This is a genomic window from Nocardioides sp. 616 (genome assembly GCF_002930065.1).
GTDB classification, from domain to species: domain Bacteria; phylum Actinomycetota; class Actinomycetes; order Propionibacteriales; family Nocardioidaceae; genus Nocardioides; species Nocardioides houyundeii.
On record NZ_POAG01000002.1, the window covers coordinates 1 to 21,198 of the forward strand.

The window sequence follows — 21,198 nt, forward strand, 5'->3', positions numbered from 1 at the left end:
CGGCGACGTGCGGATGGGCGGCGGCGACGACCGTCTGGGGCGGTCGTACTCGTTCGCGAGCCTCGTCGACACGCTGCCGGCGCGCTCGGTCGACGGCGGGCCGGGCGACGACACCGTCAGCGTCCGCAACCGGTGCGCGTCGCTGACCATCCGCCTCACGGAACGGATGACGTGCGACGGCGACTCCCTCGCCCTTCCGGGGTTCGAGGGGGTCCAGGTGCACAGCCGCGGCGTGCGCCAGCGCCTGAGGATCGTCGGCTCCCGCGGCGACGACTTCGCCGAGGTGCTCTATGCACCTCAGGTGACGTTCCGGGGTCGCGGCGGCGCCGACGAAGCCGTGATCAGCGGGGGCACGGTGCGGGCCGCCGGGGGTCCCGGCGCCGACCGCATCACCCTCACGGCAGAGGACGGGGTGGTGCGAGGAGGTCCCGGGGCGGACCGCATCCACCTCGAGCGCCCGGGGTCGTGGCACCCGCCGCAACGGCTGCTCGCCCTCGGCGGGCCGGGGGCGGACATGCTGCTGGGGCCGCGCCACGCGTACGCCGCCCGGCTCGTCGGCGGCCCTGGCCGCGACCGCGCCGACGGGGGTGGCGGCGGAAGGGACCACTGCGACGCCGAGGTCACCCGGCGCTGCAAGCGGGGTTGAGCCCACCCCGCCGTCGGCCATCGCCGGGCATGGTCGTCTGCCCAGCAGACGGCCGAAGCGCCCTACCGTGGAGCATGGCTACTCATTGGACGCTCGGTTGCGATGCCCACGACCCCCAGCGGTTGGCACAGTTCTGGGCGCAGGCCCTGGGCTACGTGCCGGAGCCGGGGTACGACGATCCCGACGGCGCGTCGATCATCGACCCTGATGGCAAGGGACCCGCGATCGGATGGCTGCGGGTGTCTGAACCGAAGACGGCGAAGAACCGGATGCACATCGACCTCCGAGTGGCCGGCGAAGGGCCCTGGGACGTGGCCGAACGGGAGCAGTTGATCCGGGCCAGGGTTCCCGAGCTGGTGGCCCTCGGCGCCAGCATCGTCCGGGAAGAGCACTACGACGGGGCGCTCGGACACGTCGTCATGCTGGATCCCGAAGGCAACGAGTTCTGCGTGGCCTGAGGCCTCGTCGTCCGCCTCGTCCTGAGGGTGGGGGCCAGCCAGCCGAGGTCAACGGAGGTGGAGCTAGTCCTTCTTCGCCGCGGGCGCGGCGACGCAGAGGACTCCCCTGTTGCCGTCCTGGTCTGCGATCACCGTGAGTGAGGGCGCGTCGCTGTCGTCGACGACGATGCCGCCAGCAGCGACAGCGGCGGCGATCCGTTGCTCGGCCGCCTCGGGTGCGACGTAGACCTCGACGTGGAACCGCTGACCCGAGGCCTCGGGCTCGTCGTCCCCGAACCAGAGGTTCGGCACCCTTCCCGTGGCATCTCGGATCTCGTCGCTCGGGGTGCCGCGTCCCTGCGACTCGGCACTCCCGGTCAGCAGCGCGGCCCACACCGGAGCGATGGTCGCCGAGCGCGCCGTGTCGAGGCCGAGCTCGATGTCGCACACCGAGGCCGGGTCTGCCTCCAGCTCGTGATCGGCGGCGACCTCGGTGATCCGTCGCGCGAGGTCGACGTCCTGCTGGGTCACCCATTCGACGACGTACTCGGTGCCGTCGTCGTCGCGGTAGATGGCGTCGTCGCTGACCAGCTTCAGGTCGACGTACCCCTTGCCCATCGACACCTGTGGGTAGTGACCGAGCGAGTCGCCCACATGACCCACCGTGGCGATGAACCTGGCGCCGGCGTCGAAGCCGCCCACCAGGTACCGCGCATGCAACCCCTGAGCCAGCTTGCGCCACTCGGTGAGGTCGGCCTCGGCGATCTGCTCGCCCCGCAGCATGTCCATGCCCAGCGACCATAGCGCTGACCTGCCGCGACACGCCCGCGCTGCGGGACGGATCGGCTGCTGCCGCTCACAGCGCTCTCACGCTCACTACGGTGACCCGCTGGACGAACCCCAGGCGCGCGCTGACCGTCAACTGTGAAGAGCCTGTAATCGTTTCGAGCGATGTGGACATGTAGGGGTATGACACGCGAACCAGGCTCGGAGGCGGACAGCCAGTTCACGGACTACTACCGGCAGCACTATGCCGAGGTCCATGCCTACCTCTCGCGGCGTTGCTCCGAGCGGGACCTTGTCCTGCAGGCGGTGGCCGAGACATTCACTGTCGCTTGGCGGCGTCTGGACGAGGCGCTCACCGGGGGGCGGCCTTGGCTCTACCGCACAGCTCGCCTGTCGCTGAACAACGCCCTGCGCACCGAGCGACGCCAGGACCGGGTGGCTAGGCGCAGCGCCGATCAGGGAGTCCAGAGCCGTCGAGGGGACCGCGGGGCGGAAGCGACGACCGTGGAGTCGTGGGGAGTCCGCGAGGTGCTAGGTGGTCTTCCGGAACGAGATCAGGAAGTGCTGATGCTCGCGTACTGGGAGGACCTCGCGGTGGCAGAGGTGGCGGCCGCCCTCGGGTGCTCCGCGGGCACGGCTGCCGTGCGGCTCCACCGGGCGAGAGCCCGGTTCAAGCGCGCCATGGCCGCCAACGCGGGTCCCCTTACGGACTTTCGCCCCGCACCCCTCGGCTGTGCCATCGACAAGGAGTCCCTCACATGACCGATCACCCGTCCCTCGTTCTCCTGCGTGAGGCCAATCCCGTTCCATCGCCGCCGTCCGAGACGCGCGACGCCGCCGAGGCCGAGATGCTGCTCGCGCGGATCCGCGCCGAGTCAGTGCACGCCGTGCCCCCTCCCCGATGTGCTCGTCAGCGACGACGGGTCGTCCTAGGGACCGCCCTCGCCACAAGCGTCCTCGTCCTGACGGCTCTTCCGGGATCACAAGTGCTCAGTTGGTTGCTGCCGGACGACGGGAGCGCTGTGGCAGCGACACCCGACCTTCTGTCCCTCGAGCATTCCCCGCGGCAGGCGGGAACCGCTGAGGCCCTGATCGAGCTGGCTGGGCGCATGGAACAGCTCCCGAACGACATCGGTGCTGGTTCGGTGAGCGAGGTCAGGTACCAGGCATGGAGCCTGTCCACGCGGGTCGACGGCGGGCAAGCACACTCCGAGGTAGTGCCCGAAGAGGTGACGACGGTGCTCGACCTCGACGGTGCGGGCACCGTCACCACCAGACGGACGGACAACGGGGAGAGCTACGAAACCGCCCTCCCGGCGGGAGAGACCCGGCTCGACCCGCTCCCCTCATCTCTCCCTCAGATGCGGGAGCGGCTCGGAACAGGCGACCGTTCAGATCCCGCACGGCGGTTCACCGCCGTCGCCGATGTCCTGAAGAAGCGCCCAGCGGGTCCTGCCTCCCGAGCAGCGATCCTGCGATACCTGGCGGCCACCCCCGGGGTGGGATCGGTAGGCGACGTGCGGGACCGGCTGAACCGCGCCGGCTGGGGCATCGCGGTCGAGTCCGCGGCCAGCGGCCTGCCCACCAGGCACCTGCTCGTTCTCGACCCTGCCACGGGGGCGGTGATCGGATACGAGCAGATGCTGACACGGGATGCCGGCAAGCTGAACGTCACCATCCCCTCGGTCATCAGCTACGTCGCTTGGAGTCGAGCGGCCTTCCACGCCGACGACTGAGCAGGCCGACTACGATCCCCAGATCGCCGGGTCTCTGCCGGGGCCTCGCACACGGCCCACTCGGAGGCACCCGTGAAGCTCTTGCTCACCTCAGGCGGCGTCACGAATCCCAGCATCCACTCCGCCCTGGAGGAGCTCCTGGGCAAGCCGGTCGCGGAGTCCCACGCCCTGTGCATCCCGACCGCCGAGCGATCGCGATGAGGCGAGACCCTCGGCGTACCTCGGTGAGCGCCGTCCGTGAGGCACAGAGCGAGCGCCTGCGCAGGCGCCGCCGCTGGTACTTCGCCCTGATGGGCACCTGCCTGGTGCTGCTGGTGCTGTCCTGGTGCCTGGTCCGGCTGTGGTCCACGACGGCAGCTGTGGCCATGTCGGCCGTCGCCGCGGTCATCCCGCCGGTCGCCGTCCTGGTGGCCAACTGGGGCGAGGACCACTGACGGGACAGCGGGCTCCTCAGCGGCTCTGACCACCCGTCGTGGGAGCGAGAAGCCGCCGCACGGAGACGACGTCGGGCCCGAGGTGCCCCACGAGGTCGTCCGCGGCCGCCGTCAGGGCGTCGTCGGTCATCGGGTCGAGCGCGTCCATGATGAACAAGGCGGTCGTGGTGCCGTCGTGGAGCTGGGTACGTCGTCCCTGCCGCCAGTTCCAGCGGCGGCAGGTGACGCCGGAGTCGTCGCACCACACGACCTCGCCCACCTCGGGGTGCTCGGTGACCTCCTCGCCTCCGGCTGTGGTGTCGAACGGCTCGGTGCCGTCGCTGCGCACCAGGCGCGGCGAGCCGACGTAGCGGGTGAGGTCCTCACCGCCGAGTGGGACCTGGTGCAGCACGCTGATCGCGTTGTAGACATCGGTGAGCCGGTTGACGCGCGGCAGCCCGCCAGGGGCCCGCCGCAGGAGCGCTTCCAGGCTGTTGCGGGTGCGTTGCGGCTTCGCACCGAAGGCGCGGTAGGCCTCCCGCCAGGCGGCGACGTGCGGGATCTCCTCCACCGGGCCCTGGGCCGCCAGGTCCCGCGCCATCGCCTCCGCGCGCCCGAGCAGTGCATCGCTGACGTCGTCGCCCGCGGCGGGCGCGATGCCGTCGACCGCGACGAGGAGCGCCCGGTAGTCCGGTCGCAGGGCGAAGACCGAAGGCTCGATCCGCGCACCGGAGAGGAAGTGGTCGAGCTCGTTGCGGTCAGTCACCATGGGTCCTAGCGTGCCCCCATGGGCATCGTCAGCGCCAACATGGCCGTCTCCCTCGACCTCGTCGGGGCGGGTCGCGACCAGTCCCTGGAGCACCCCTTCGGGCCACACGTGGGCCATCGGCTGCACACCTGGATGCTCGAGCACCGCGAGGACAGCGAGGCCGAGATCGCCGGGATCCTGCACGCCCGCGCCTACATCATGGGGCGCCACATGTTCGGGCCCGACCGCGGCGACTGGGACCTGGACTGGCAGGGCTGGTGGGGCGAGGAGCCGCCGTACCACGCCCCGGTCTTCGTGCTCTGCTCCCGCGCGCGGGAGCCGCTGGTCATGGCCGGGGGGACCACCTTCCACTTCGTCACCGACGGCCCGGAGTCCGCGCTGGCCCAGGCACGCGACGCCGCCGGCGACGGCGACGTCTCGATCGCCGGCGGCGTGAGCACGCTCAACGCCTACCTCGCGGCCCAGGTCGTGGACGAGCTGCGGCTGCACGTCGTGCCGTTCACCGTGGGCGGGGGGCTGCGGGTCTTCGACGGCGCCGGCGACCTGGCCTGGTCACCGGTCTCCAGCCGTACGACGCCGCACGTCACGCACCTGGTCTACCGTCGGGCTGACTCCTGATCACGTAAGCAGGCCGACGACCTTCTGCGCGGCCTCGGTGCTGGAGGCCGGGTTCTGGCCGGTCACCAGCTTGTCGTCGACGACCACGAAGGGCGCCCACGGTTCTCCCGAGGAGAAGGTGGCGCCGGCCTCGCGCAACCGGGACTCCAACAACCAGGGCGCCTTGTCGGCGAGCCCGGCCTGCTCTTCCTCCACGTCGGTGAAGGCTGTCAGGTTGCGCCCGGCGAAGAGCCAGGATCCGTCGGTGCGCGTGGCCGGCAGGAGACCGGCCGGGCCGTGGCAGACCGAGGAGACGACCTTTCCGCCGTCGAGCATCGTCACCAGGATGCGGCCCAGGTCGTCGCTGACAGCGAGGTCCTCCATCGGGCCGTGGCCGCCGGGCACGAAGACGGCGTCGTAGGTGTCGAGGTCGACATCGGCGAGCACCAGAGGTGACTCGAGTCGACCTGCGAGTGCCTGGAGAGCCTCGCGCTGCTTCACCGACTCCTCCTCGCCGATGGCGTCAGGGGCGAGACTGCCCTCGTCCACGACGGGCGTCTTGCCCTGCGGGCTGGCGAAGTCGACGTCGATCCCGGCGTCAGCGAAGACCTCCAGGGGCGCGAGCAGCTCCTCGGCCCAGAAGCCGGTGGGGTGCTTGGTCCCGTCCTTGAGGGTCCAGTGGTCGGAGCCGGTCAGGACGAACAGGATCTTCGGCACGTCGATACTCCTCGAGGCAGCGGCGGGGGGCCGTCCGGCCCCCCTTCACGACGCTACCCACGCAGTGGTGAGGTCGCCAGGAGTCCTCGGTCAGGGGCCGCCTCGCCAGTGCTCGATCCGACGCTTGTCGGGCAAGAACCCGTGGCGCACACCCCAGAGAACTGCTTGAGTCCGGCTCTCGACGTCGATCTTGCGGTAGAGCCCGCGGATGTAGGACTTGACCGTGTTGGGACTGAGGTAGGTCAACGCTGCGATCTCGGCGTTGTTCTTGCCCTGGGTGATGAGGGCGAGGATCTCCGCCTCCCGATCGGTCAGCCCCTCGCCGCGGCCGGGCCAGTCACCACCCTGGGTGCGGACCGTGGCCGACGAAGGGCTGACCACGATCTCGCCCGCGTGCACGGACTCGAGGGCGGTGACCAGCTCTCGGGCGGTGAGTGCCTTGGACAGGTAGCCGTGCACACCCAGATCACGGGCTGTCGCGAGGAGGTCTGGGTGGAAGTTCCAGGTGTAGACCACGACTCGTCGAGCGCGTGGGTTGTCGATGAGGGTCTTGATCTCCGCGCGATCTGACTCTGGCTGGGCGAAAGAGTCGTACAGCGCGATGTCGACGCCGTCCTCGACGGGCTGGTTCGTGTCCAGCTCGGCCACCACGACCCGGTCGCGGTACGGCTCGAGCATGTTGGCGACCCCCATGACCACGACGTCGTAGTCGTCCACCAGGGCGATCTGGATGGGGCGACCTCCATTGCTCACCACCGCACGCTAACCCACCTAGGGGTGTGCCACACCCCTCCTAGGGGTGGTCTCGTAGTGGACAGAGGACGCACCGGTCGGCCTCTCGAAGAAAGGCAGACTCATGCTCGGACTCATCCTCACCATCCTCATCGTCGGCGCCATCGCCGGCTTCGTTGCCCGACTCCTCGTGCCCGGTCGTCAAGACCTCTCCATCGTCGCGACCATCGTGCTCGGCATCGTCGGCTCGTTGGTCGGCGGGCTGCTCGGCTACCTGTTGTTCGGCAAGGACGCAGACGACGGCCTCTTCCAGCCGGCGGGCATCATCGGCTCGATCATCGGCGCCGTCATTGCCCTGCTGATCTGGCAGTGGTCGCAGCGCCGCAACGGGGCCCACGTCTGAGCAGCTGTCTCAGAGCGCCTTCGTCTGGGGCCAGCCGTGCCGCAGCTCGTCCAGGTGCCGATGCGTCAGGAAGGACGGGTTGCTGCCGGCCGACATCCGGAGCACCTCGAGCTGCGAGAGCACGGGGTGGGCGAGCAGCTCCGCCCTGGGGACGGGACGTGAGAGCGGCTCGAGCTCGACCGGCATCACCAGCTGACCGTCGCGGTCGACCACGGCTGCTCCCGTCGTCCGGCCCACGGCGTGGATGCCCGGCGGGTGCTGCCGGTCGCTCCCGCTCACCCACAGGAGCACCGGCTGGTCCGACTCGATCAGCTCTGTCCGGTAGGACCTGCGCACACACCTGGTGGTGACGGCGGCGAGCCCGCTGGGCCGCAGGTCGCCCACGGAGGTGGAGTCCGGACGAGTCTTGATCAGCCAGGCACCCAACGTCTCTCGGGTGAGCGCTGGAGTGGAGGACGGCACGGCTCCCACGATGTCACAGCGACCACTCCTGCCTCTTTTCGAACACTTGTCCAGACTCTGGGATGGACGGCTCTTTGCGGGCAGAACTGTCGGGGGTGGGCGATTGGCTTGTCCTATGTCGGTCAGCCAGCTGGACTCCTCGCCCCGGGACATGACGTCCCGGGTGACGATGCTGGTCTCGGCCGCCCAGGAGGCGGTCCGCGGAGCGGGTGCGGTCCCCGTGGACGCGGTGGGTTCCACCGACCTGGCCGAGGCCTTGCAGCGCGTCGGGGAGCTGGAGTCCGCAGCCACCGCGCTACGGCTGCGCCTGTCGTCCGAGGCCGAGGCCCGGCAGGTCGCCGAGGACCCCGACCTGGGCGGTGCGGCCACCGGGACCGACGCCTGGCTCGCCGGGCTGCTGGGCTCGACCCGGGCCTCGCAGGCGTCGGGCCTGAGGCTGGGCCGGCTGCTGGGCTCGACGTACGCGGCGACTCGCGAGGCCTTCGCGGCCGGCCGGTTGCGGGTCGACCAGGTACGGGTGATCGTGGACGCCGCCGAGGCGGCGCCCGACCGGGCCACTCCCGAGCAGCTCGCTGCCGCCGAGGAGCTGCTGGTGGGCAAGGCGACCGGAGCGTCGACCCGCTCCGGGCGGCCGATGAACGCCAAACGGCTCCGTCAGGCCGCCCGTCGGATGTTCGACCCGATCGACCGGACCCTGGCCGACGAGCACGAGCTCAAGATGCTGACCCGGGAGAAGGCGGGTGCGGACGCGGAGACCTTCCTGTCCCTGCATGAGAACGGCGACGGCACCTGGTCGGGGAAGTTCCGTATCCCGGAGCTGCACGGCAACCTCCTGGAGACCGTGCTGGCACACCTGACCAGCCCTCGCCGGCTCGGGTTGAAGCGCGCCGCGGACGGGACCACGTCCAGCACGATCGATCCCTCCGCCCCGCAGTCCCAGTCCTACCTGGAGACCCGCGGGCAGGGGTTCTGCGAGCTGATCGAGCACCTGCCCACCACCGGCCTGTCTCCGTCGCAGGCCACGGTCCTGGTGACGCTGGACCTCGACGCACTGCTGACCGGGATCGGCGCGGCCCGCCTGGACAGCGGGGTCCGGATCACTGCCGGGGAGGCCCGACGGATGGCCTGCGAGGCCGGCCTGGTCCCGGCCGTCCTGGGCGGCGCCTCGGAGCCGCTGGACCTGGGCCGGGAACGACGACTCCACTCCGCGACCCAACGCCGGGCACTGTCCCTGAGCCACGAGACGTGCGCCGCGTCAGGGTGCGAACGGCCCTTCGCCTGGTGCGAGATCCACCATCACCAGCTCTCCTGGGGTCGCGGCGGGGCCACGGACCTGGACAACGGGCTTCCGCTCTGCGGGTTCCACCATCGCAAGGCCCACGATCCGGCGTGGGACCTGCGACAGCACTCCTCAGGCGAATGGCGGTTCCACCGGAGGCGGTAGGAGCCGCCGCAGCTCGACAGGAGCCTACGGCGCGGGAGGGTCAGGGCCTGAGCAGGACCTTGATGGCGCGCCGCTCGTCCATCGCGCGGTAGCCCTCGGCAGCGTCCTCGAGAGGCAGCTCGAGGTCGAAGACCTTGCCGGGGTCGATCCGACGGTTCCAGATCAGGTCGATCAGTTCCGGCAGGAACCGGCGTACCGGCGCCGGCCCGCCATGCAGGTGGACTTCTGCGAAGAACAGCTCTTCCCCGGGCAGCGCGACGTCATGGGAGACCCCCACGTAGCCGACGTGGCCTCCCGGCCGGGTGGACCGGATGGCCTGCATCATCGACTCCTGGGTGCCGACCGCCTCGATGGCCGAGTGGGCCCCGAGGCCCCCGGTGAGCTCCTTGACCCGGGCGACGCCGTCGTCGCCGCGCTCGACGACGACGTCGGTGGCGCCGAACTCCCGAGCGAGCTGTTGACGGGACTCGTGGCGCGACATGGCGATGATCCGCTCCGCGCCCAGCTGCTTGGCGGCCAGCACACCCAGCAGCCCGACCGCCCCGTCACCGACCACGGCCACCGTCTTGCCGGGGCCGACCTCTGCGGCACTGGCGGCGAACCATCCGGTGCCTAGCACGTCGGAGGCGGCCAGCAGGCTGGGCAGCAGGTCGTCGGCCGGCACCTCGGGCGTGGCCACCAGGGTGCCGTCGGCGAGGGGGATCCGGGCGAGCTCGGCTTGGGTGCCGACCGCGCCCACGGGCTCCGCGCGCACGCAACGGGACTGGTAGCCCGCCCGGCAGATCTCACAGGTGTTGTCGGAGGCGAAGAACGATCCGATCACGAACTGACCGGGCTTGATGGTCTCCACCTGGTCGCCGACCGCCTCCACGATGCCGACGTACTCGTGGCCCATCGGGGCGGGTGGCCCGGACCGGTCGATGCCCCGGTAGGGCCACAGGTCCGACCCGCAGACGCAGGTGGCGCTCAGCCGGATGATCGCGTCGGTCGGCTGCTCGAGCACCGGGTCCGGACGGTCCTCGACCCGGACGTCGCCGGGGCCGTGCAGGATGGCTCCTCGCATGAGGCTCTCCTTCGTCGCGGCCCTGAACGGTCCCGATCCACTATGGGAGCACCTCAGGCCGTTCAACAAGGGCACAAGGACTCGCCCCGACGGCGTGAGTCACCTCACCGGTCTGCTCCGAGATGCCCGCAACCCGCCGCGCAGGTGGGAAGATCCGCCAGTGACACAGCACCACGAATCACCTCTGGAAGCACCCCTGACCGGCGCGGGGATCGACCCCGACGACCTCGCGACCACCATCCGGGTCCTCGACCAGCTGCACCACCTCCCCGACGACCACGCCGACCTCGTCCGGGTCAAGCGAGCGGCCTCGCACATGTACAAGGCCCTGAAGAAGGAGCGGCGTACCCGCAAGCGCGAGGCCGAGCTCGCCCACGACCGGGCGATCACCGAGCAGACCGCGACCGGCTCGGCGATGCGGATCGACGACGAGACCGCCGGCATCCCGCTGGTCTCCAACGCCCCGGGCGCGTTCGCCGGGACCCTGATCAACCCGCGGGGCTGCTACATCTGCAAGAACGACTACACCCTGGTCGACGCGTTCTACCACTGGCTCTGCCCCACCTGCGCGGCGTTCAGCCACGCCAAGCGCGACCAGCGCACCGACCTCACCGGCAAGCGGGCGCTGCTCACCGGTGGCCGCGCCAAGATCGGCATGTACATCGCGCTGCGGCTGCTCCGCGACGGCGCCCACACCACCATCACCACCCGGTTCCCCAAGGACGCCGTACGCCGGTTCGCCGCCATGGAGGACTCCGCCGACTGGCTGCACCGGCTCAAGGTGGTCGGCATCGACCTGCGCGACCCGGCGCAGGTGATCAGCCTCGCCGACGACGTGGCCGCCGCCGGCCCCCTCGACATCCTGATCAACAACGCCTGCCAGACCGTGCGCCGCTCGCCGGGCGCCTACTCCCAGCTCATCGAGATGGAGGACGCGCCGCTGCCGGCCGGCTTGGCCCTGCCCGAGATGCTGACCTTCGACGGCATCAGCGAGGCGCACCCGGCCGCGATCGCGGGCGCCCTGTCCGGCGACGCGGTGCCCCGCCACGAGGGCGAGTCCGCCGAGGTCGCGCACGCGGCGCACACCGCGGCGTCGATCTCGGCCCTGGCGCTGAAGGCCGGATCGGCCTCGCTGGAGGCGCACCGGACCGGCACCGCGGTGGACGCGGGCGGACTGCTGCCGGACATGCAGGTCAACAACTCCTGGACCCAGGTGGTCGACGAGGTCGACCCGCTGGAGCTCCTCGAGGTGCAGCTGTGCAACTCGATCGCACCGTTCCTGCTGGTCTCCCGGCTGCGACCGGCGATGCGGGCCGCCGTCCAGGCCGGCGCCCGCCGCGCGTACGTCGTGAACGTCTCGGCGATGGAGGGGCAGTTCTCCCGCCGCTACAAGGGCGCTGGCCACCCGCACACCAACATGGCCAAGGCCGCGCTCAACATGATGACCCGGACCAGCTCGGAGGAGATGTTCACCACCGACCGGATCCTGATGACCGCGGTCGACACCGGCTGGATCACCGACGAGCGTCCCCACGAGGACAAGCTGCGGATCGCCGAGGAGGGCTGGCACGCCCCCCTCGACCTGGTCGACGGCGCGGCCCGGGTCTACGACCCGATCGTGCTCGGCGAGCAGGGCGAGGACCTCTACGGCTGCTTCGTGAAGGACTTCCGGCCCTCGCCCTGGTGAGGTTCAGGACAGCTGAGGCTCAGAACAGCTGAGGTTCAGGACAGGGGCGGGTCCGTCGGCCGGTCGGCCTGGGTCCCGTCCTGGGTCTTGTCCTGGGTCTCGTCCTGCGTCTGGTCCGTCGGCGGCTCGATCGGGGCGACCGGGTCCCCCAGGCGCCGCCGGGCCGCCAGCTTGTCGAGCCCCTCGAGCAGGCTGTGGCGCACCTTCTCCACCTTGTCGACGTACTGGCCCTTGGTCTGGGCGTTGATCTTCTCGGTGGCCTTGTCGAGCGTCCGCGCGATGTCGTCGCGTCGCTCATGAGCCAGACCGCCGGCCTTCTCGACGGCCTCGCCGGCCGTCTTCTCGGTGTCGTCGATGATCGCCTTGAGCCGACGCTCGAGCTCGAGCTCGTCGATCTTGGCCTTCAGGTCCTTGGCAAGGGACATCTCTACCTCCTGGAGAGCGGGCTGGGTCCTGGCGGACTCAGCACCAGAGTAGGTTGCCCACACTGAGGCGACCGCTCGGTCGCCACGAACAGCACCTGAGGAGCACCGTCATGGACCCGCTCGTGGTCGTCCTGACCTTCGCCGCGATCTTCGTGGTGGAGCTCCCGGACAAGACCTTCATCGCGACGCTGGTCATGAGCACCAAGTTCCGTCCGCTCCTGGTGTGGATCGGCGTGGGTCTGGCCTTCGCGGTGCAGACCGGCATCGCCGTGGCGCTGGGATCCGCGGCGTCGTTCCTGCCCACCGACGTGGTCCGCGCCGCCGCCGCGGTGCTGTTCCTGCTCGGCGCCCTGCTGCTGTTCCGCGAGGCGCGCAGCCACGCCGAGTCATCCGGTGCCGAGCAGGAGTTCGCGGACAAGGCCGCCGCACGCGGCGAGGTGCACGGGTTCAAGGTCGTCGCCACCTCGTTCATCGTGCTGTTCGCAGCCGAGTGGGGTGACCTCTCCCAGCTGCTCACCCTCTCGCTGGTCGCCAAGTACGAGGACCCGCTCTCGGTCTTCCTCGGCGCCTGGGGCGCCCTCCTGGCCGTCTCCGGGCTCGCGGTCATCGTGGGCCGGGTGCTGCTGAGCAAGGTCAGGCTCTCGGTGCTGCACTACGCCGGCGCCACCGTCTGCCTGGTGCTGGCGCTGGTCTCGGTCTACGAGCTGGTGGCAGGCTGAGGCCATGACCGAGCAGCAGGAGCTGGTCGTGCGCGCGCTGCTGCGTGAGCGGCTCCTCGACCAGGCGCACCAGGGCGCGCTGCGGCTGGAGGCCGATCGCCGCGACAACGTGGCCCGGGGACTGCTGGGGGAGGCCGCGGCCAAGCTCCTCGATCCGCCGAGCTGGGTGACGGAGGCCAGGGACCGGCTGCTGCTGCCGCTGCCACCCGAGCTGCCGCTCCGCACCGAGCGACTGGTGCTGCGCCGGGTGCAGCTGGACGACGTCGACGACCTGCACTCCTACTACGGCCGCGCGGACGTCTCCGAGCTCCTGCTCAGCGAGCCGATGTCCCGGGACAAGACGGCGGTCGAGATCCGGCGCCGACTGGGGATGGACGGCGACGACCCGGAGCCGCCCCAGGGGCTGGGACTGGCGATGGAGCTGGCGGGCCGGGTGGTGGGCGACGTGGTGCTGATGTTCAAGGCGCCCGAGTACGCCCAGGCCGAGCTGGGCTGGGTGGTCCACCCGGACGTGGCCGGCCAGGGGCTGGCCACCGAGGCGGCCCGCGCGATGCTCCAGCTCGGCTTCGGGCACTACGGCTTCATGCGCCTCACCGCGGAGCTCGACGCGCGCAACGAACGCTCCGCCGCGCTGTGCGAGCGGCTGGGCATGCGCCGCGAGGGCTACTTCCGCCAGGACTACTGGTCCAAGGGCCGGTGGACCGACACGCTGCGCTACGCCCTGCTCGCCGAGGAGTTCTTCGCGGGCGGGGCCGTCTAGAGTCTCGCCATGGCTTCGACAGGCACGCCCCACCCCGGTCCGGCCAACGGGCACGGGGCCGACACCGAGGTCGGCACCCTGCAGACGGTGATGCTGCACCGTCCCGGCCCCGAGCTGAAGCGGCTCACCCCCCGCAACAACGACAAGCTGCTCTTCGACGGCATCCCCTGGGTCAGCCGGGCACAGGAGGAGCACGACGCCTTCGCGCAGGCGCTGCGGGACCGGGACGTCGAGGTGCTCTACCTGACCGACCTGCTGGTGGAGACCCTGGCCGACGCCGACGCCCGCGCGCAGGCGATCGAGGGCGTCACCAACACCCTGCACCTGGGCGACACGATGGCGACGTACCTCCGCAGGGCCTTGCACGACCACTCCCCCGACGAGCTGGCGCTCTTCCTGACCGCCGGAGTGCGCAACGACGAGGTGCGCGGCGGGTTCGGCCTGGTGACCTCGCTGCTGGCCAGCGACGACTTCCTCATCGACCCGCTGCCCAACCTGCTCTTCACCCGCGACTCCTCGGTGTGGATCCGGGACCGGGTGGCGATCACCTCGCTCGCCATGCCGGCCCGACGGCGCGAGACCCAGCTGACCGAGCTGATCTACACCCGCCACCCCCGGTTCGCGGGCACGGCCACCATCCACGGCTGGCAGCACGAGAGCGTGGAGGGCGGTGACGTGCTGCTGCTCGCGCCCGGCGTGATCGCCGTCGGCGTCGGCGAGCGGACCACGCCCGCCGGGGTGGAGCGCTTCGCCCGCCACGTCTTCTCCGAGGACCTGGCGCACACCGTGCTCGCCGTGCCGATCGCCCAGGAGCGCGCCACCATGCACCTGGACACCGTGTGCACCATGGTGGACGTCGACAAGATCGTGATGTACCCGGCCGTCGCCGACTCGCTGCAGGCGTACGCCGTCACGCAGGGCGAGCCGGGCCGGCTGCTGGTCGCCGGGGCGGAGCCTTTCCTGGTGGCCGCGGCGAAGGCGATGGAGATCGACACGCTGCACCAGATCGACACCGGGCTGGACCCGGTGACCGCCGAGCGCGAGCAGTGGGACGACGGCAACAACACGTTGGCGCTGGCGCCCCGGGTGGCGGTCGCCTACGAGCGCAACGACGAGACCAACGACCGTCTCGAGGAGGCCGGCATCGAGGTCGTGCGGATCGCCGGCTCCGAGCTCGGCTCGGGTCGCGGCGGGCCGCGCTGCATGAGCTGCCCGATCTCCCGGGCACCGCTGCCGGTCGACTAGTCAGGCGGGCCGGGGGGCATACATGATGACCGCCACGCCGACCAGGCACAGCAGCGCGCCGGCGACGTCGTACCGGTCGGGGCGGAAGCCGTCGAGCGCCATCCCCCAGGCGAGCGAGCCCGCCACGAACACCCCGCCGTACGCCGCCAGGATCCGGCCGAAGCTGGCCTCGGGCTGGAAGGTGGCGACGAAGCCGTAGAGGCCGAGCGCCACCACGCCGGCACCGGCCCACAGCCAGCCGCGGTTCTCCCGCACGGCCTGCCAGATGAGCCAGGCACCGCCGATCTCGGCCACCGCGGCGACCACGAAGAGGAGCACCGAGCGCGTCACGTTCATGGGCACAGCATGACGGATGTACCCGCCGAACCCGGTGCCCGACGGCTTCCGCGGGCGACTCGCCGGACGCGTGAAGGTGGGGCAGAAAATGTAGAAGCCCGGCCGTTGTTGACGGGGGATACAACAACGACCGGGCTGTCACAACCTACGCCAGGGGAGGCTGAACAAACAACATCGTGGCGCTCGTTTCCCCCGAAAGTGAGTGATATCTCCGCCTCGCCGGGGACACGCGTTCGCTCAGCGAATGGTGACCTGGCGATTGGCCAGTCCGGCACGCGCGGATCGCTGCTCGGAGGTGAGGTCGCTGGAGTCCTCCAGCGCCTGCTCCAGGTCGGCGGCGAACTGCGTCACCGGACCCTCCAGCACCTCGGCGCCGGTGCCGATCGGCAGGTCCCAGACCGGCGCCAGCCGACCGTGCGCGCGGAACATCCCGACCAGCCGCGAGCCCTCGGCGATCGAGTCCTTGCCGGCCGCGTGCAGCCGGGCCAGCGCGGTGAGCAGCCGCTCCTCCTCGTGCGGCATCACCCAGCGCAGGTGCTCCTTGGTGCCGACGTTCGTCCAGTACGCCGCGGTCACGCCCTCGAGGCGAACCGTGGGGTTGGCGGCACCGTTGGCCTGCTCCAGGGCGGCTTCCATCGCCGCATCCCGCTCGGCCACGTCGTCGAGCCAGTAGCCGAAGCCGTCGTGGACGGTGATCTCCAGGGACTCGTCGGTGATCAGGTCCTGCAGCCGCGCGCCCGGCCCGGGGTCGGTCTGCAGCCCCACGATGCCCGAGCGGCCCTCGTCGGCCTGCACCAGGGCCGCCTCCAGCACCGCGCCGAGGTCCCGCGCCGGGTCGCCGTAGTTGTGCTGCACCTGCAGGCCCAGCCAGATCTCCCCGGAGTCCCGCACCATCGCGGGGGCAGCCATCGGGAGCAGGGAGCAGAGCCTGACGACCCGGTCCGAGTCCGCCAGCGTCACCGGGGCGGTGGCGGCCGGGACCAGCTCACGCATCGCGATGACGTCGCACTCGCTGGGCATGCCCTCGAAGGGACGGGCCACGTAGGGAGTCGTCGCACCCCAGGACGCGCCGTGGCAGGCCTTGTAACGCTTGCCGGACCCGCAGGGGCAGGGCTGCCGGGGGCCGACCTCGCCCTCCTGGGGAGCTGCGGACGGGGTCTTGGTTCGGGACTTCTTAGCCATGGTGTGGAACCTATACGCCGGTCGCGGTGTCCTCCGAACCCCCGAGCAGCTCCAGCATGTACGCCGGACGGTCGCTGATGACCGCGCTGGCACCCAGCTCTAGGCAGAACTCAAGGTCGGCGGCGTTGTTGACCGTCCACACGTGGAGGTCGCGCTTGCTCGCCACCAGGCGCCGGGCCAGGCCCGGATGCTCGCGCAGCTCCTCGACACCGGGCCCGACCTTCCAGTCCTCCCCGATCACCCGGCGCAGCATCGGCCAGTGGTGGGCCTTCTCGATCAGCATCACCACGTCCAGCTCCGGGGCCAGCCGCTCCACCCGCTGCAGCGCGCTGAAGGAGAAGCTCATCACCCGCGCCGGCGAGTCCGCGCCGGCCCAGCCGAAGTCCGCCAGCGTCTCCACGAGCCGCCGCTCCACCAGGCCGCCGTACCGCACGGGGTGCTTGGTCTCGATCGCCAGCTCAACCCGGTGGTCGTAGTCGCGCACGGTCTCCAGCAGGGAGCGCAGGGTGAGCACCTTGCCCAGGGAGGCGTCCACCTCGGGCGCCTCGTCGTCCAGGTCCGCCCACGGGTTCTTCCAGGAGGCGAAGTCGAGGTCGTCGAGATCGGCCAGGTTCATCGTGGAGACGATCCCGCGGGTGGACGCGGTGCGCTTCAGGTCCCGGTCGTGCACGCAGACGAGGTGCCCGTCCGCGGTCAGCCGGACGTCGCACTCCAGGGCATCGGCACCCGCGTCCAGGGCGGCCGTGTAGGCGCCCAACGTGTGCTCGGCCTGCTCGTGACTGGCGCCCCGGTGGGCAACGACCTGGGGTCTCACCACGCCTAGTCTGCCCCACCTCGAATCTTTTTCCTCCCCGGTGCATCCAGCCGGCCCCTCCGCACGGAGAAGAGGGAGACAAGCACACCAAGGTGCTGACCATTCTTGAGAGGAAGACCCATGAAGCGACTCACCATGAGCCTGGTGGCCCTGGCCACGTCCGCGACGGTCATCGGCGGCGCCCTTCCGGCGCAGGCCCAGTCACAGGCACAGTCACAGGCACAGGCGCCGAAGGAGAAGAGCCTCGTCCAGGTGCTCACCTCCGACGGCAACAAGTTCGACAAGAACAAGGCCGACTTCGACATCCTCACCGAGGCTGCGCTGGCCATCGTCGCCGCCAAGCCCGACTCCCCCGTCGCGCTGCTCGCCGACGGCAGCGTCAAGCTGACCGCCTTCGCCCCGACCGACCAGGCCTTCCGCCTGCTCGCCAAGGACCTGACCGGCAAGACGATCCGCAACGAGGAGAAGCTCTTCACCGCGCTCGTCGACCTCGCCGGCGTGGACACCATCGAGACCGTGCTGCTCTACCACGTGGTCCCGGGCTCGACCCTGAACAGCAAGAAGGTGCTGAAGTCCAACAACGCCCGGTTGAGCACCGCCCAGGGCGGCAAGGTCAAGGTCAAGATCGGCAAGAACCACGAGGGCCCCGTCGTCCGACTGGTCGACAAGGACCGTGACGACAAGGACCCGAAGGCGATCCTCGCCGCCCTGGACATCAACAAGGGCAACAAGCAGATCGCCCACGGCATCGACCGGGTGCTCCGTCCGATCAACCTCTGACACCCGCTGACAGAAGTGAGATCGACCAGTCTCGTCCGCTAGTGCTCACTCGCTGAGACTCCGCGGACGACGGTGGTGGGCCGACGTCCCCCCGCGGCCCACCACCACCTGGTCCGACCCGACCCGCAACTCACCCGTCAGGCCGCACGACGCCTGTAGCGTGGCGCCGTGATCCCCACCGATGGCAACGAGTCCTCGGTGCTCGTGCTCTCAGCACGGCTCCGCGACGGCGACCAGGACGCCCTGGCCGAGATCTTCCGCCGCTGGTCCACCCTGGTGCACTCCATCTCCGCACGCTCCCTGGGCAACCACCACGAGGCCGAGGACATCACCCAGCAGGTGTTCGTCTCGGCCTGGCGTGGTCGACACACGTTGACCCCGAGCCACCACGCCTTCCCGGCCTGGCTCGTGGGCATCACCCGGCACCGCATCTCCGACCGGCTCGCCGAACGGGCGAAGGACGCCAGACGTGCCGCTGCGGTCGCCGCCGCCGAGTCCCCTGGCCGCGACACCGGCCAGTCGTCCGACGACCAGGTCCTCGAGCGGCTGGTGCTGGGACAGAAGCTCAACGACCTGCCGGACCCACGTCGTACGATTCTGAAACTGGCGTTCCACGAGGACCTGACTCACGACCAGATCGCCCAGCGTCTCGGCCTCCCGCTGGGCACGGTCAAGAGCCACGTACGTCGTGGCCTGCAACAGCTGTCGAAGACCCTGGAGGAGGTGCGCGGTGCCACACGTTGACGACCAGGTCATCGCCGCGCTCGCCCTCGGTGACACCGACGACCTGCCGCCCCCCAAGGTCGAGGCGGCGCAGGTCCACCTGCTGACCTGCCAGGCCTGCCGCGACTCCCTGGCGCAGCTGCGCGAGACCTTCGACCTCGTCCGCGCCTCCGCGGACGACGTCGGGGTTGCTCCCCCCGACCACGTCTGGGCTGCGATCTCCGCCGAGATCGCCCGCGAGACCGAGATGCCTGAGGGCTCGGCGGGGACCCAGCTGCTCACCGCGACGCCCGAGCCACCCTCTGCCGAGGACCCCCCGAGGCACGCCGCCGGCGCGGCGGGCACGACGGGCACTCCGGCCGGCGAGGTGGTCAGCCTGGACCGGCGCCGGCGCTCGGTGCCCGCCTGGCTCGCCGCCACCGCTGCCGTGGTGACGCTGACGGTCGGGCTGGGCGGCGGGATGATCCTGGCGAACGGCTCGGACGACGAGACGCCCCCGGCGGCGTCCGTGGTCGGCACCGCCGAGCTGGCCTCCCTGGACGAACGGGCAGCTGCCCGGGGCCAGGCCCAGGTACGTCGGCACGACGACCGCGTGGTGCTGCACGTCGATGCGCAGGAGCTCGGTGACCCCGACGGCATCCGCGAGGTCTGGTTGATCAACCTCGACGGCAGCCGGATGGTCTCGCTCGGGCTCCTGGCGCGCGGCGAGGCGGGCGACTTCGAGTTCCCCGAGAAGCTGCTGGACGAGGGCTACCGCATCGTCGACATCTCCGCCGAGCCCGACGACGGCGACCCGGTGCACTCCGGAGAGAGCCTGGCGCGCGGCACCCTGGAGGGCTGAGGGCCGAAGGGGAGCTGCTCAGGCCGTGAAGCTCAGGCCGAGGTGCTCCGGGGTCCCCGACTGGACCCGGGTCCAGGCTGCCAGCACCTGGTCGAACATCAGGTCGCACAGCAGCCGATCGGTGTCGGTGCGGCTCTGGGGGAAGAAGTAGGTGTCCACCGGACGCCCCTCGTCCTCGGTCACCACCCGGAACGCGTGGAACACCGCCACCCTGCTCGGCTGCTCGACCGCGGTGAGGTCGGTGAGCGCGAGGGCGAACTCCATCCCCTCGGGGACGCGCGGGTCCACCGCACGCCAGATCACCTGGTGGGAGGTGACGAACAGGGTCCCGGTGAAGTCCTGGGTGCCCTGCACGCAGCGCAGGTGGGCCATGTGGATCGGCGACTCCGCAGCGGCCATCACCGGCTGCGCCATCTGCCAGTAGGGCCCGGAGGAGACCAAGTCGGAGGTACGCATGGACGGGAGGCTACGCGCGCCGGGCGGTGCTCCCACCCAGAATGCGCGGACCTTTACCTAACGACCAGCCGCTCCGGAGAGCGGGCCCCGACGGGCGGCCACCACCGCGTCCGCCAGCGCGAACGCGTGCCTCCACAGGGTCTCATCGTCCCTGCGGCGGTGGGGGTAGTAGACGAGGAACCAGCCGTCGACGTACTCGGCGTTGCAGGAGATGTCGGCGTCGGTGAGCAGCGCGACGACCGACTCGTCGAAGAGGGCGGTGGCACGCTCGTCGGTGCGCGAGCCGCCCATGCGCAGCGAGTGCGGCTGGCCCTCGAAGGCGTCCGGTCCGCGCCGCCTGACCCCACGCAACGACCCGCGGCGCCCGGAGAGGAACGTCATCGCGGGAAGGTCGAGGCCAAGGTGCACCGCGAGGTAGCGAGTCGTGGTCGCGTTGGCCCGGCTCCCGCCGCCGGCGCGCGAGTAGATGCCCATCTGGGCCGGGGAGCCGCCGGCATCCCACGAAACCCGGTCCGACGTGCTGGCGTGGGACCCGGACCGGAGCAGCCCGGGGAGCCGGCCTGCCTTGGCCCACACGCGGAACTCGAAGCCGTTGGCCCTGGCGAACGAGGCCAGTCGTACGGTGTTGCGCCAGGACCGATACGTGCCCGCGGCGACGAGCAGCCCGACCACCAGGCCGATCCCGGCACTCACCCCGAGGGCGGCCAGACCGACGCCGAGATCCGACCGGTCGGTCAGCATCACCGCCCCGCTGACGAACACCAGCAACCCCCCGACCATGCCGCCGACGAACGCGCCCAGCCTGGCCGGGGAGGTCGCGGTGTGGGCGTCCTTCCCGTGGTCGCCGCGGGCCACCTCCTGGCGCAGGAGCTCGACCTCCTCGACGGTCGGCCTGCGCCCCAGCGGGGTGTAGTCCACGGGCACCGCCGACTCCTCAGATGCGCTCATTCCGCTCCCCCTCCCCCGTGAGCCGGAGGGCGTTCCCCAGCCCGGCTGAGCACAACCTAAGGGGTTTCCGTGCGGCT

Annotated in this window: 28 protein-coding genes; 16 read left to right on the plus strand and 12 right to left on the minus strand. The window is 70.8% G+C overall.

The window, feature by feature from the left end:
* On the plus strand, positions 1–646 hold a 646-nt coding region (locus tag C5H89_RS00600), incomplete at its 5' end, for a hypothetical protein (RefSeq protein ID WP_205304784.1).
* A 74-nt stretch (positions 647–720) separates the two neighbouring features.
* Entirely contained in the window at positions 721–1,104 is a 384-nt protein-coding gene (locus C5H89_RS00605) for a VOC family protein (RefSeq protein WP_104105179.1), read from the plus strand.
* Between the two features lie 63 nt (positions 1,105–1,167).
* On the opposite strand, the gene C5H89_RS00610 is transcribed toward C5H89_RS00605, so the two are convergent.
* The gene (locus C5H89_RS00610; RefSeq protein WP_104105180.1) at positions 1,168–1,872 is read right to left on the minus strand and encodes a VOC family protein; all 705 of its coding nucleotides are present in this window, start codon (positions 1,870–1,872) and stop codon (positions 1,168–1,170) included.
* A 180-nt stretch (positions 1,873–2,052) separates the two neighbouring features.
* Here C5H89_RS00610 and C5H89_RS00615 point away from each other — a divergent pair, with 180 nt between their 5' ends.
* The 4 genes from C5H89_RS00615 to C5H89_RS00630 all read left to right on the plus strand — a co-directional run bounded on the left by C5H89_RS00615 (position 2,053) and on the right by C5H89_RS00630 (position 4,039).
* Positions 2,053–2,631 carry a sigma-70 family RNA polymerase sigma factor gene (locus C5H89_RS00615; protein WP_104105181.1) on the plus strand — a complete coding sequence of 193 codons (579 nt, stop codon included), beginning with the start codon at positions 2,053–2,055 and terminating at the stop codon, positions 2,629–2,631.
* Positions 2,628–3,605, plus strand: a complete 978-nt coding sequence (locus C5H89_RS00620) for a hypothetical protein (protein WP_162799127.1) — start codon at positions 2,628–2,630, stop codon at positions 3,603–3,605. The genes C5H89_RS00615 and C5H89_RS00620 overlap by 4 nt, the downstream gene beginning before the upstream one ends.
* A 72-nt stretch (positions 3,606–3,677) precedes the next feature.
* Positions 3,678–3,806 (plus strand): hypothetical protein, encoded by a 129-nt coding sequence (locus C5H89_RS19420; RefSeq protein ID WP_275887088.1) that lies wholly within the window; start codon positions 3,678–3,680, stop codon positions 3,804–3,806.
* Entirely contained in the window at positions 3,803–4,039 is a 237-nt protein-coding gene (locus C5H89_RS00630; RefSeq protein ID WP_104105183.1) for a DUF3099 domain-containing protein, read from the plus strand. The genes C5H89_RS19420 and C5H89_RS00630 overlap by 4 nt, the downstream gene beginning before the upstream one ends.
* A gap of 16 nt (positions 4,040–4,055) precedes the next feature.
* Here C5H89_RS00630 and C5H89_RS00635 read toward each other — a convergent pair whose 3' ends face one another.
* Complete coding sequence (locus C5H89_RS00635) at positions 4,056–4,787, minus strand: phenylalanine--tRNA ligase beta subunit-related protein (RefSeq protein WP_104105184.1); 732 nt, start codon at positions 4,785–4,787, stop codon at positions 4,056–4,058.
* Positions 4,788–4,805: 18 nt separating this feature from the next.
* Between C5H89_RS00635 and C5H89_RS00640 the strand changes: the two genes are divergently transcribed.
* Positions 4,806–5,405, plus strand: coding sequence for a dihydrofolate reductase family protein (locus C5H89_RS00640; protein ID WP_104105185.1), 600 nt, complete (start codon positions 4,806–4,808; stop codon positions 5,403–5,405).
* Here the strand turns inward: C5H89_RS00640 and C5H89_RS00645 are convergent, their stop codons facing one another.
* Together C5H89_RS00645 and C5H89_RS00650 are read right to left on the minus strand one after the other, a co-directional pair.
* Positions 5,406–6,101, minus strand: a complete 696-nt coding sequence (locus C5H89_RS00645; protein ID WP_104105186.1) for a type 1 glutamine amidotransferase domain-containing protein — start codon at positions 6,099–6,101, stop codon at positions 5,406–5,408.
* 90 nt (positions 6,102–6,191) lie between these two features.
* Positions 6,192–6,854, minus strand: a complete 663-nt coding sequence (locus tag C5H89_RS00650; RefSeq protein WP_205304785.1) for a response regulator transcription factor — start codon at positions 6,852–6,854, stop codon at positions 6,192–6,194.
* Between the two features lie 103 nt (positions 6,855–6,957).
* Between C5H89_RS00650 and C5H89_RS00655 the strand changes: the two genes are divergently transcribed.
* Positions 6,958–7,236, plus strand: coding sequence for a GlsB/YeaQ/YmgE family stress response membrane protein (locus C5H89_RS00655; protein WP_104105187.1), 279 nt, complete (start codon positions 6,958–6,960; stop codon positions 7,234–7,236).
* Positions 7,237–7,245: 9 nt separating this feature from the next.
* Here C5H89_RS00655 and C5H89_RS00660 read toward each other — a convergent pair whose 3' ends face one another.
* Positions 7,246–7,698 (minus strand): hypothetical protein, encoded by a 453-nt coding sequence (locus tag C5H89_RS00660; RefSeq protein ID WP_162799128.1) that lies wholly within the window; start codon positions 7,696–7,698, stop codon positions 7,246–7,248.
* Positions 7,699–7,813: 115 nt separating this feature from the next.
* On the opposite strand from C5H89_RS00660, the gene C5H89_RS00665 reads away from it, so the two are divergent.
* Complete coding sequence (locus C5H89_RS00665) at positions 7,814–9,142, plus strand: HNH endonuclease signature motif containing protein (protein WP_162799129.1); 1,329 nt, start codon at positions 7,814–7,816, stop codon at positions 9,140–9,142.
* A 40-nt stretch (positions 9,143–9,182) separates the two neighbouring features.
* On the opposite strand, the gene C5H89_RS00670 is transcribed toward C5H89_RS00665, so the two are convergent.
* Positions 9,183–10,205, minus strand: a complete 1,023-nt coding sequence (locus C5H89_RS00670) for a zinc-dependent alcohol dehydrogenase family protein (RefSeq protein WP_104105190.1) — start codon at positions 10,203–10,205, stop codon at positions 9,183–9,185.
* Between the two features lie 160 nt (positions 10,206–10,365).
* Between C5H89_RS00670 and C5H89_RS00675 the strand changes: the two genes are divergently transcribed.
* On the plus strand, positions 10,366–11,892 hold the full coding sequence (locus C5H89_RS00675; RefSeq protein WP_240181624.1) for an SDR family NAD(P)-dependent oxidoreductase: 1,527 nt from the start codon (positions 10,366–10,368) through the stop codon (positions 11,890–11,892).
* 35 nt (positions 11,893–11,927) lie between these two features.
* Here the strand turns inward: C5H89_RS00675 and C5H89_RS00680 are convergent, their stop codons facing one another.
* Positions 11,928–12,317, minus strand: coding sequence for an Rv0909 family putative TA system antitoxin (locus C5H89_RS00680; protein WP_104105191.1), 390 nt, complete (start codon positions 12,315–12,317; stop codon positions 11,928–11,930).
* Between the two features lie 110 nt (positions 12,318–12,427).
* Here C5H89_RS00680 and C5H89_RS00685 point away from each other — a divergent pair, with 110 nt between their 5' ends.
* From C5H89_RS00685 to C5H89_RS00695, 3 genes are read left to right on the plus strand one after another with little or no spacing between them, the layout of a single operon-like run.
* Positions 12,428–13,036, plus strand: a complete 609-nt coding sequence (locus C5H89_RS00685; protein ID WP_104105192.1) for a TMEM165/GDT1 family protein — start codon at positions 12,428–12,430, stop codon at positions 13,034–13,036.
* A gap of 4 nt (positions 13,037–13,040) precedes the next feature.
* Positions 13,041–13,796 carry a GNAT family protein gene (locus C5H89_RS00690; protein ID WP_104105193.1) on the plus strand — a complete coding sequence of 252 codons (756 nt, stop codon included), beginning with the start codon at positions 13,041–13,043 and terminating at the stop codon, positions 13,794–13,796.
* 9 nt (positions 13,797–13,805) lie between these two features.
* Positions 13,806–15,041, plus strand: a complete 1,236-nt coding sequence (locus C5H89_RS00695; protein ID WP_104105194.1) for an arginine deiminase — start codon at positions 13,806–13,808, stop codon at positions 15,039–15,041.
* Here C5H89_RS00695 and C5H89_RS00700 read toward each other — a convergent pair whose 3' ends face one another.
* The 3 genes from C5H89_RS00700 to C5H89_RS00710 form a co-directional block, all read right to left on the minus strand.
* Positions 15,042–15,377, minus strand: coding sequence for a YnfA family protein (locus C5H89_RS00700; RefSeq protein WP_104105195.1), 336 nt, complete (start codon positions 15,375–15,377; stop codon positions 15,042–15,044).
* A 237-nt stretch (positions 15,378–15,614) separates the two neighbouring features.
* On the minus strand, positions 15,615–16,559 hold the full coding sequence (locus tag C5H89_RS00705) for a DUF5926 family protein (RefSeq protein WP_104105196.1): 945 nt from the start codon (positions 16,557–16,559) through the stop codon (positions 15,615–15,617).
* 10 nt (positions 16,560–16,569) lie between these two features.
* Positions 16,570–17,373: a glycerophosphodiester phosphodiesterase family protein gene (locus C5H89_RS00710; protein ID WP_104105210.1), complete on the minus strand. Its 804-nt coding sequence runs from the start codon at positions 17,371–17,373 to the stop codon at positions 16,570–16,572.
* A 120-nt stretch (positions 17,374–17,493) separates the two neighbouring features.
* Between C5H89_RS00710 and C5H89_RS00715 the strand changes: the two genes are divergently transcribed.
* The 3 genes from C5H89_RS00715 to C5H89_RS00725 all read left to right on the plus strand — a co-directional run bounded on the left by C5H89_RS00715 (position 17,494) and on the right by C5H89_RS00725 (position 19,717).
* Complete coding sequence (locus tag C5H89_RS00715) at positions 17,494–18,153, plus strand: fasciclin domain-containing protein (protein WP_104105197.1); 660 nt, start codon at positions 17,494–17,496, stop codon at positions 18,151–18,153.
* 168 nt (positions 18,154–18,321) lie between these two features.
* Positions 18,322–18,897: a sigma-70 family RNA polymerase sigma factor gene (locus C5H89_RS00720; protein ID WP_205304787.1), complete on the plus strand. Its 576-nt coding sequence runs from the start codon at positions 18,322–18,324 to the stop codon at positions 18,895–18,897.
* A complete protein-coding gene (locus tag C5H89_RS00725) occupies positions 18,884–19,717 on the plus strand; it encodes an anti-sigma factor (protein WP_162799130.1) in 834 nt (277 codons plus the stop codon). The genes C5H89_RS00720 and C5H89_RS00725 overlap by 14 nt, the downstream gene beginning before the upstream one ends.
* Before the next feature lie 18 nt (positions 19,718–19,735).
* Here C5H89_RS00725 and C5H89_RS00730 read toward each other — a convergent pair whose 3' ends face one another.
* Positions 19,736–20,173, minus strand: a complete 438-nt coding sequence (locus C5H89_RS00730) for a hypothetical protein (RefSeq protein WP_104105199.1) — start codon at positions 20,171–20,173, stop codon at positions 19,736–19,738.
* 57 nt (positions 20,174–20,230) lie between these two features.
* A complete protein-coding gene (locus C5H89_RS00735; protein WP_162799131.1) occupies positions 20,231–21,121 on the minus strand; it encodes a hypothetical protein in 891 nt (296 codons plus the stop codon).
* Between the last annotated feature and the right edge of the window lie 77 nt (positions 21,122–21,198).

Excerpts from the sequence above, each read along its gene's own strand:
- C5H89_RS00605 (WP_104105179.1), top strand. The coding sequence starts at position 721 with ATGGCTACTCATTGGACGCTCGGTTGCGATGCCCACGACCCCCAGCGG.
- C5H89_RS00610 (WP_104105180.1), bottom strand. The coding sequence starts at position 1,872 with ATGGACATGCTGCGGGGCGAGCAGATCGCCGAGGCCGACCTCACCGAG.
- C5H89_RS00615 (WP_104105181.1), top strand. The coding sequence starts at position 2,053 with ATGACACGCGAACCAGGCTCGGAGGCGGACAGCCAGTTCACGGACTAC.
- C5H89_RS00620 (WP_162799127.1), top strand. The coding sequence starts at position 2,628 with ATGACCGATCACCCGTCCCTCGTTCTCCTGCGTGAGGCCAATCCCGTT.
- C5H89_RS00630 (WP_104105183.1), top strand. The coding sequence starts at position 3,803 with ATGAGGCGAGACCCTCGGCGTACCTCGGTGAGCGCCGTCCGTGAGGCA.
- C5H89_RS00635 (WP_104105184.1), bottom strand. The coding sequence starts at position 4,787 with ATGGTGACTGACCGCAACGAGCTCGACCACTTCCTCTCCGGTGCGCGG.
- C5H89_RS00640 (WP_104105185.1), top strand. The coding sequence starts at position 4,806 with ATGGGCATCGTCAGCGCCAACATGGCCGTCTCCCTCGACCTCGTCGGG.
- C5H89_RS00655 (WP_104105187.1), top strand. The coding sequence starts at position 6,958 with ATGCTCGGACTCATCCTCACCATCCTCATCGTCGGCGCCATCGCCGGC.
- C5H89_RS00665 (WP_162799129.1), top strand. The coding sequence starts at position 7,814 with ATGTCGGTCAGCCAGCTGGACTCCTCGCCCCGGGACATGACGTCCCGG.
- C5H89_RS00670 (WP_104105190.1), bottom strand. The coding sequence starts at position 10,205 with ATGCGAGGAGCCATCCTGCACGGCCCCGGCGACGTCCGGGTCGAGGAC.
- C5H89_RS00680 (WP_104105191.1), bottom strand. The coding sequence starts at position 12,317 with ATGTCCCTTGCCAAGGACCTGAAGGCCAAGATCGACGAGCTCGAGCTC.
- C5H89_RS00685 (WP_104105192.1), top strand. The coding sequence starts at position 12,428 with ATGGACCCGCTCGTGGTCGTCCTGACCTTCGCCGCGATCTTCGTGGTG.
- C5H89_RS00690 (WP_104105193.1), top strand. The coding sequence starts at position 13,041 with ATGACCGAGCAGCAGGAGCTGGTCGTGCGCGCGCTGCTGCGTGAGCGG.
- C5H89_RS00695 (WP_104105194.1), top strand. The coding sequence starts at position 13,806 with ATGGCTTCGACAGGCACGCCCCACCCCGGTCCGGCCAACGGGCACGGG.
- C5H89_RS00700 (WP_104105195.1), bottom strand. The coding sequence starts at position 15,377 with ATGAACGTGACGCGCTCGGTGCTCCTCTTCGTGGTCGCCGCGGTGGCC.
- C5H89_RS00705 (WP_104105196.1), bottom strand. The coding sequence starts at position 16,559 with ATGGCTAAGAAGTCCCGAACCAAGACCCCGTCCGCAGCTCCCCAGGAG.
- C5H89_RS00715 (WP_104105197.1), top strand. The coding sequence starts at position 17,494 with ATGAAGCGACTCACCATGAGCCTGGTGGCCCTGGCCACGTCCGCGACG.
- C5H89_RS00730 (WP_104105199.1), bottom strand. The coding sequence starts at position 20,173 with ATGCGTACCTCCGACTTGGTCTCCTCCGGGCCCTACTGGCAGATGGCG.
- C5H89_RS00735 (WP_162799131.1), bottom strand. The coding sequence starts at position 21,121 with ATGAGCGCATCTGAGGAGTCGGCGGTGCCCGTGGACTACACCCCGCTG.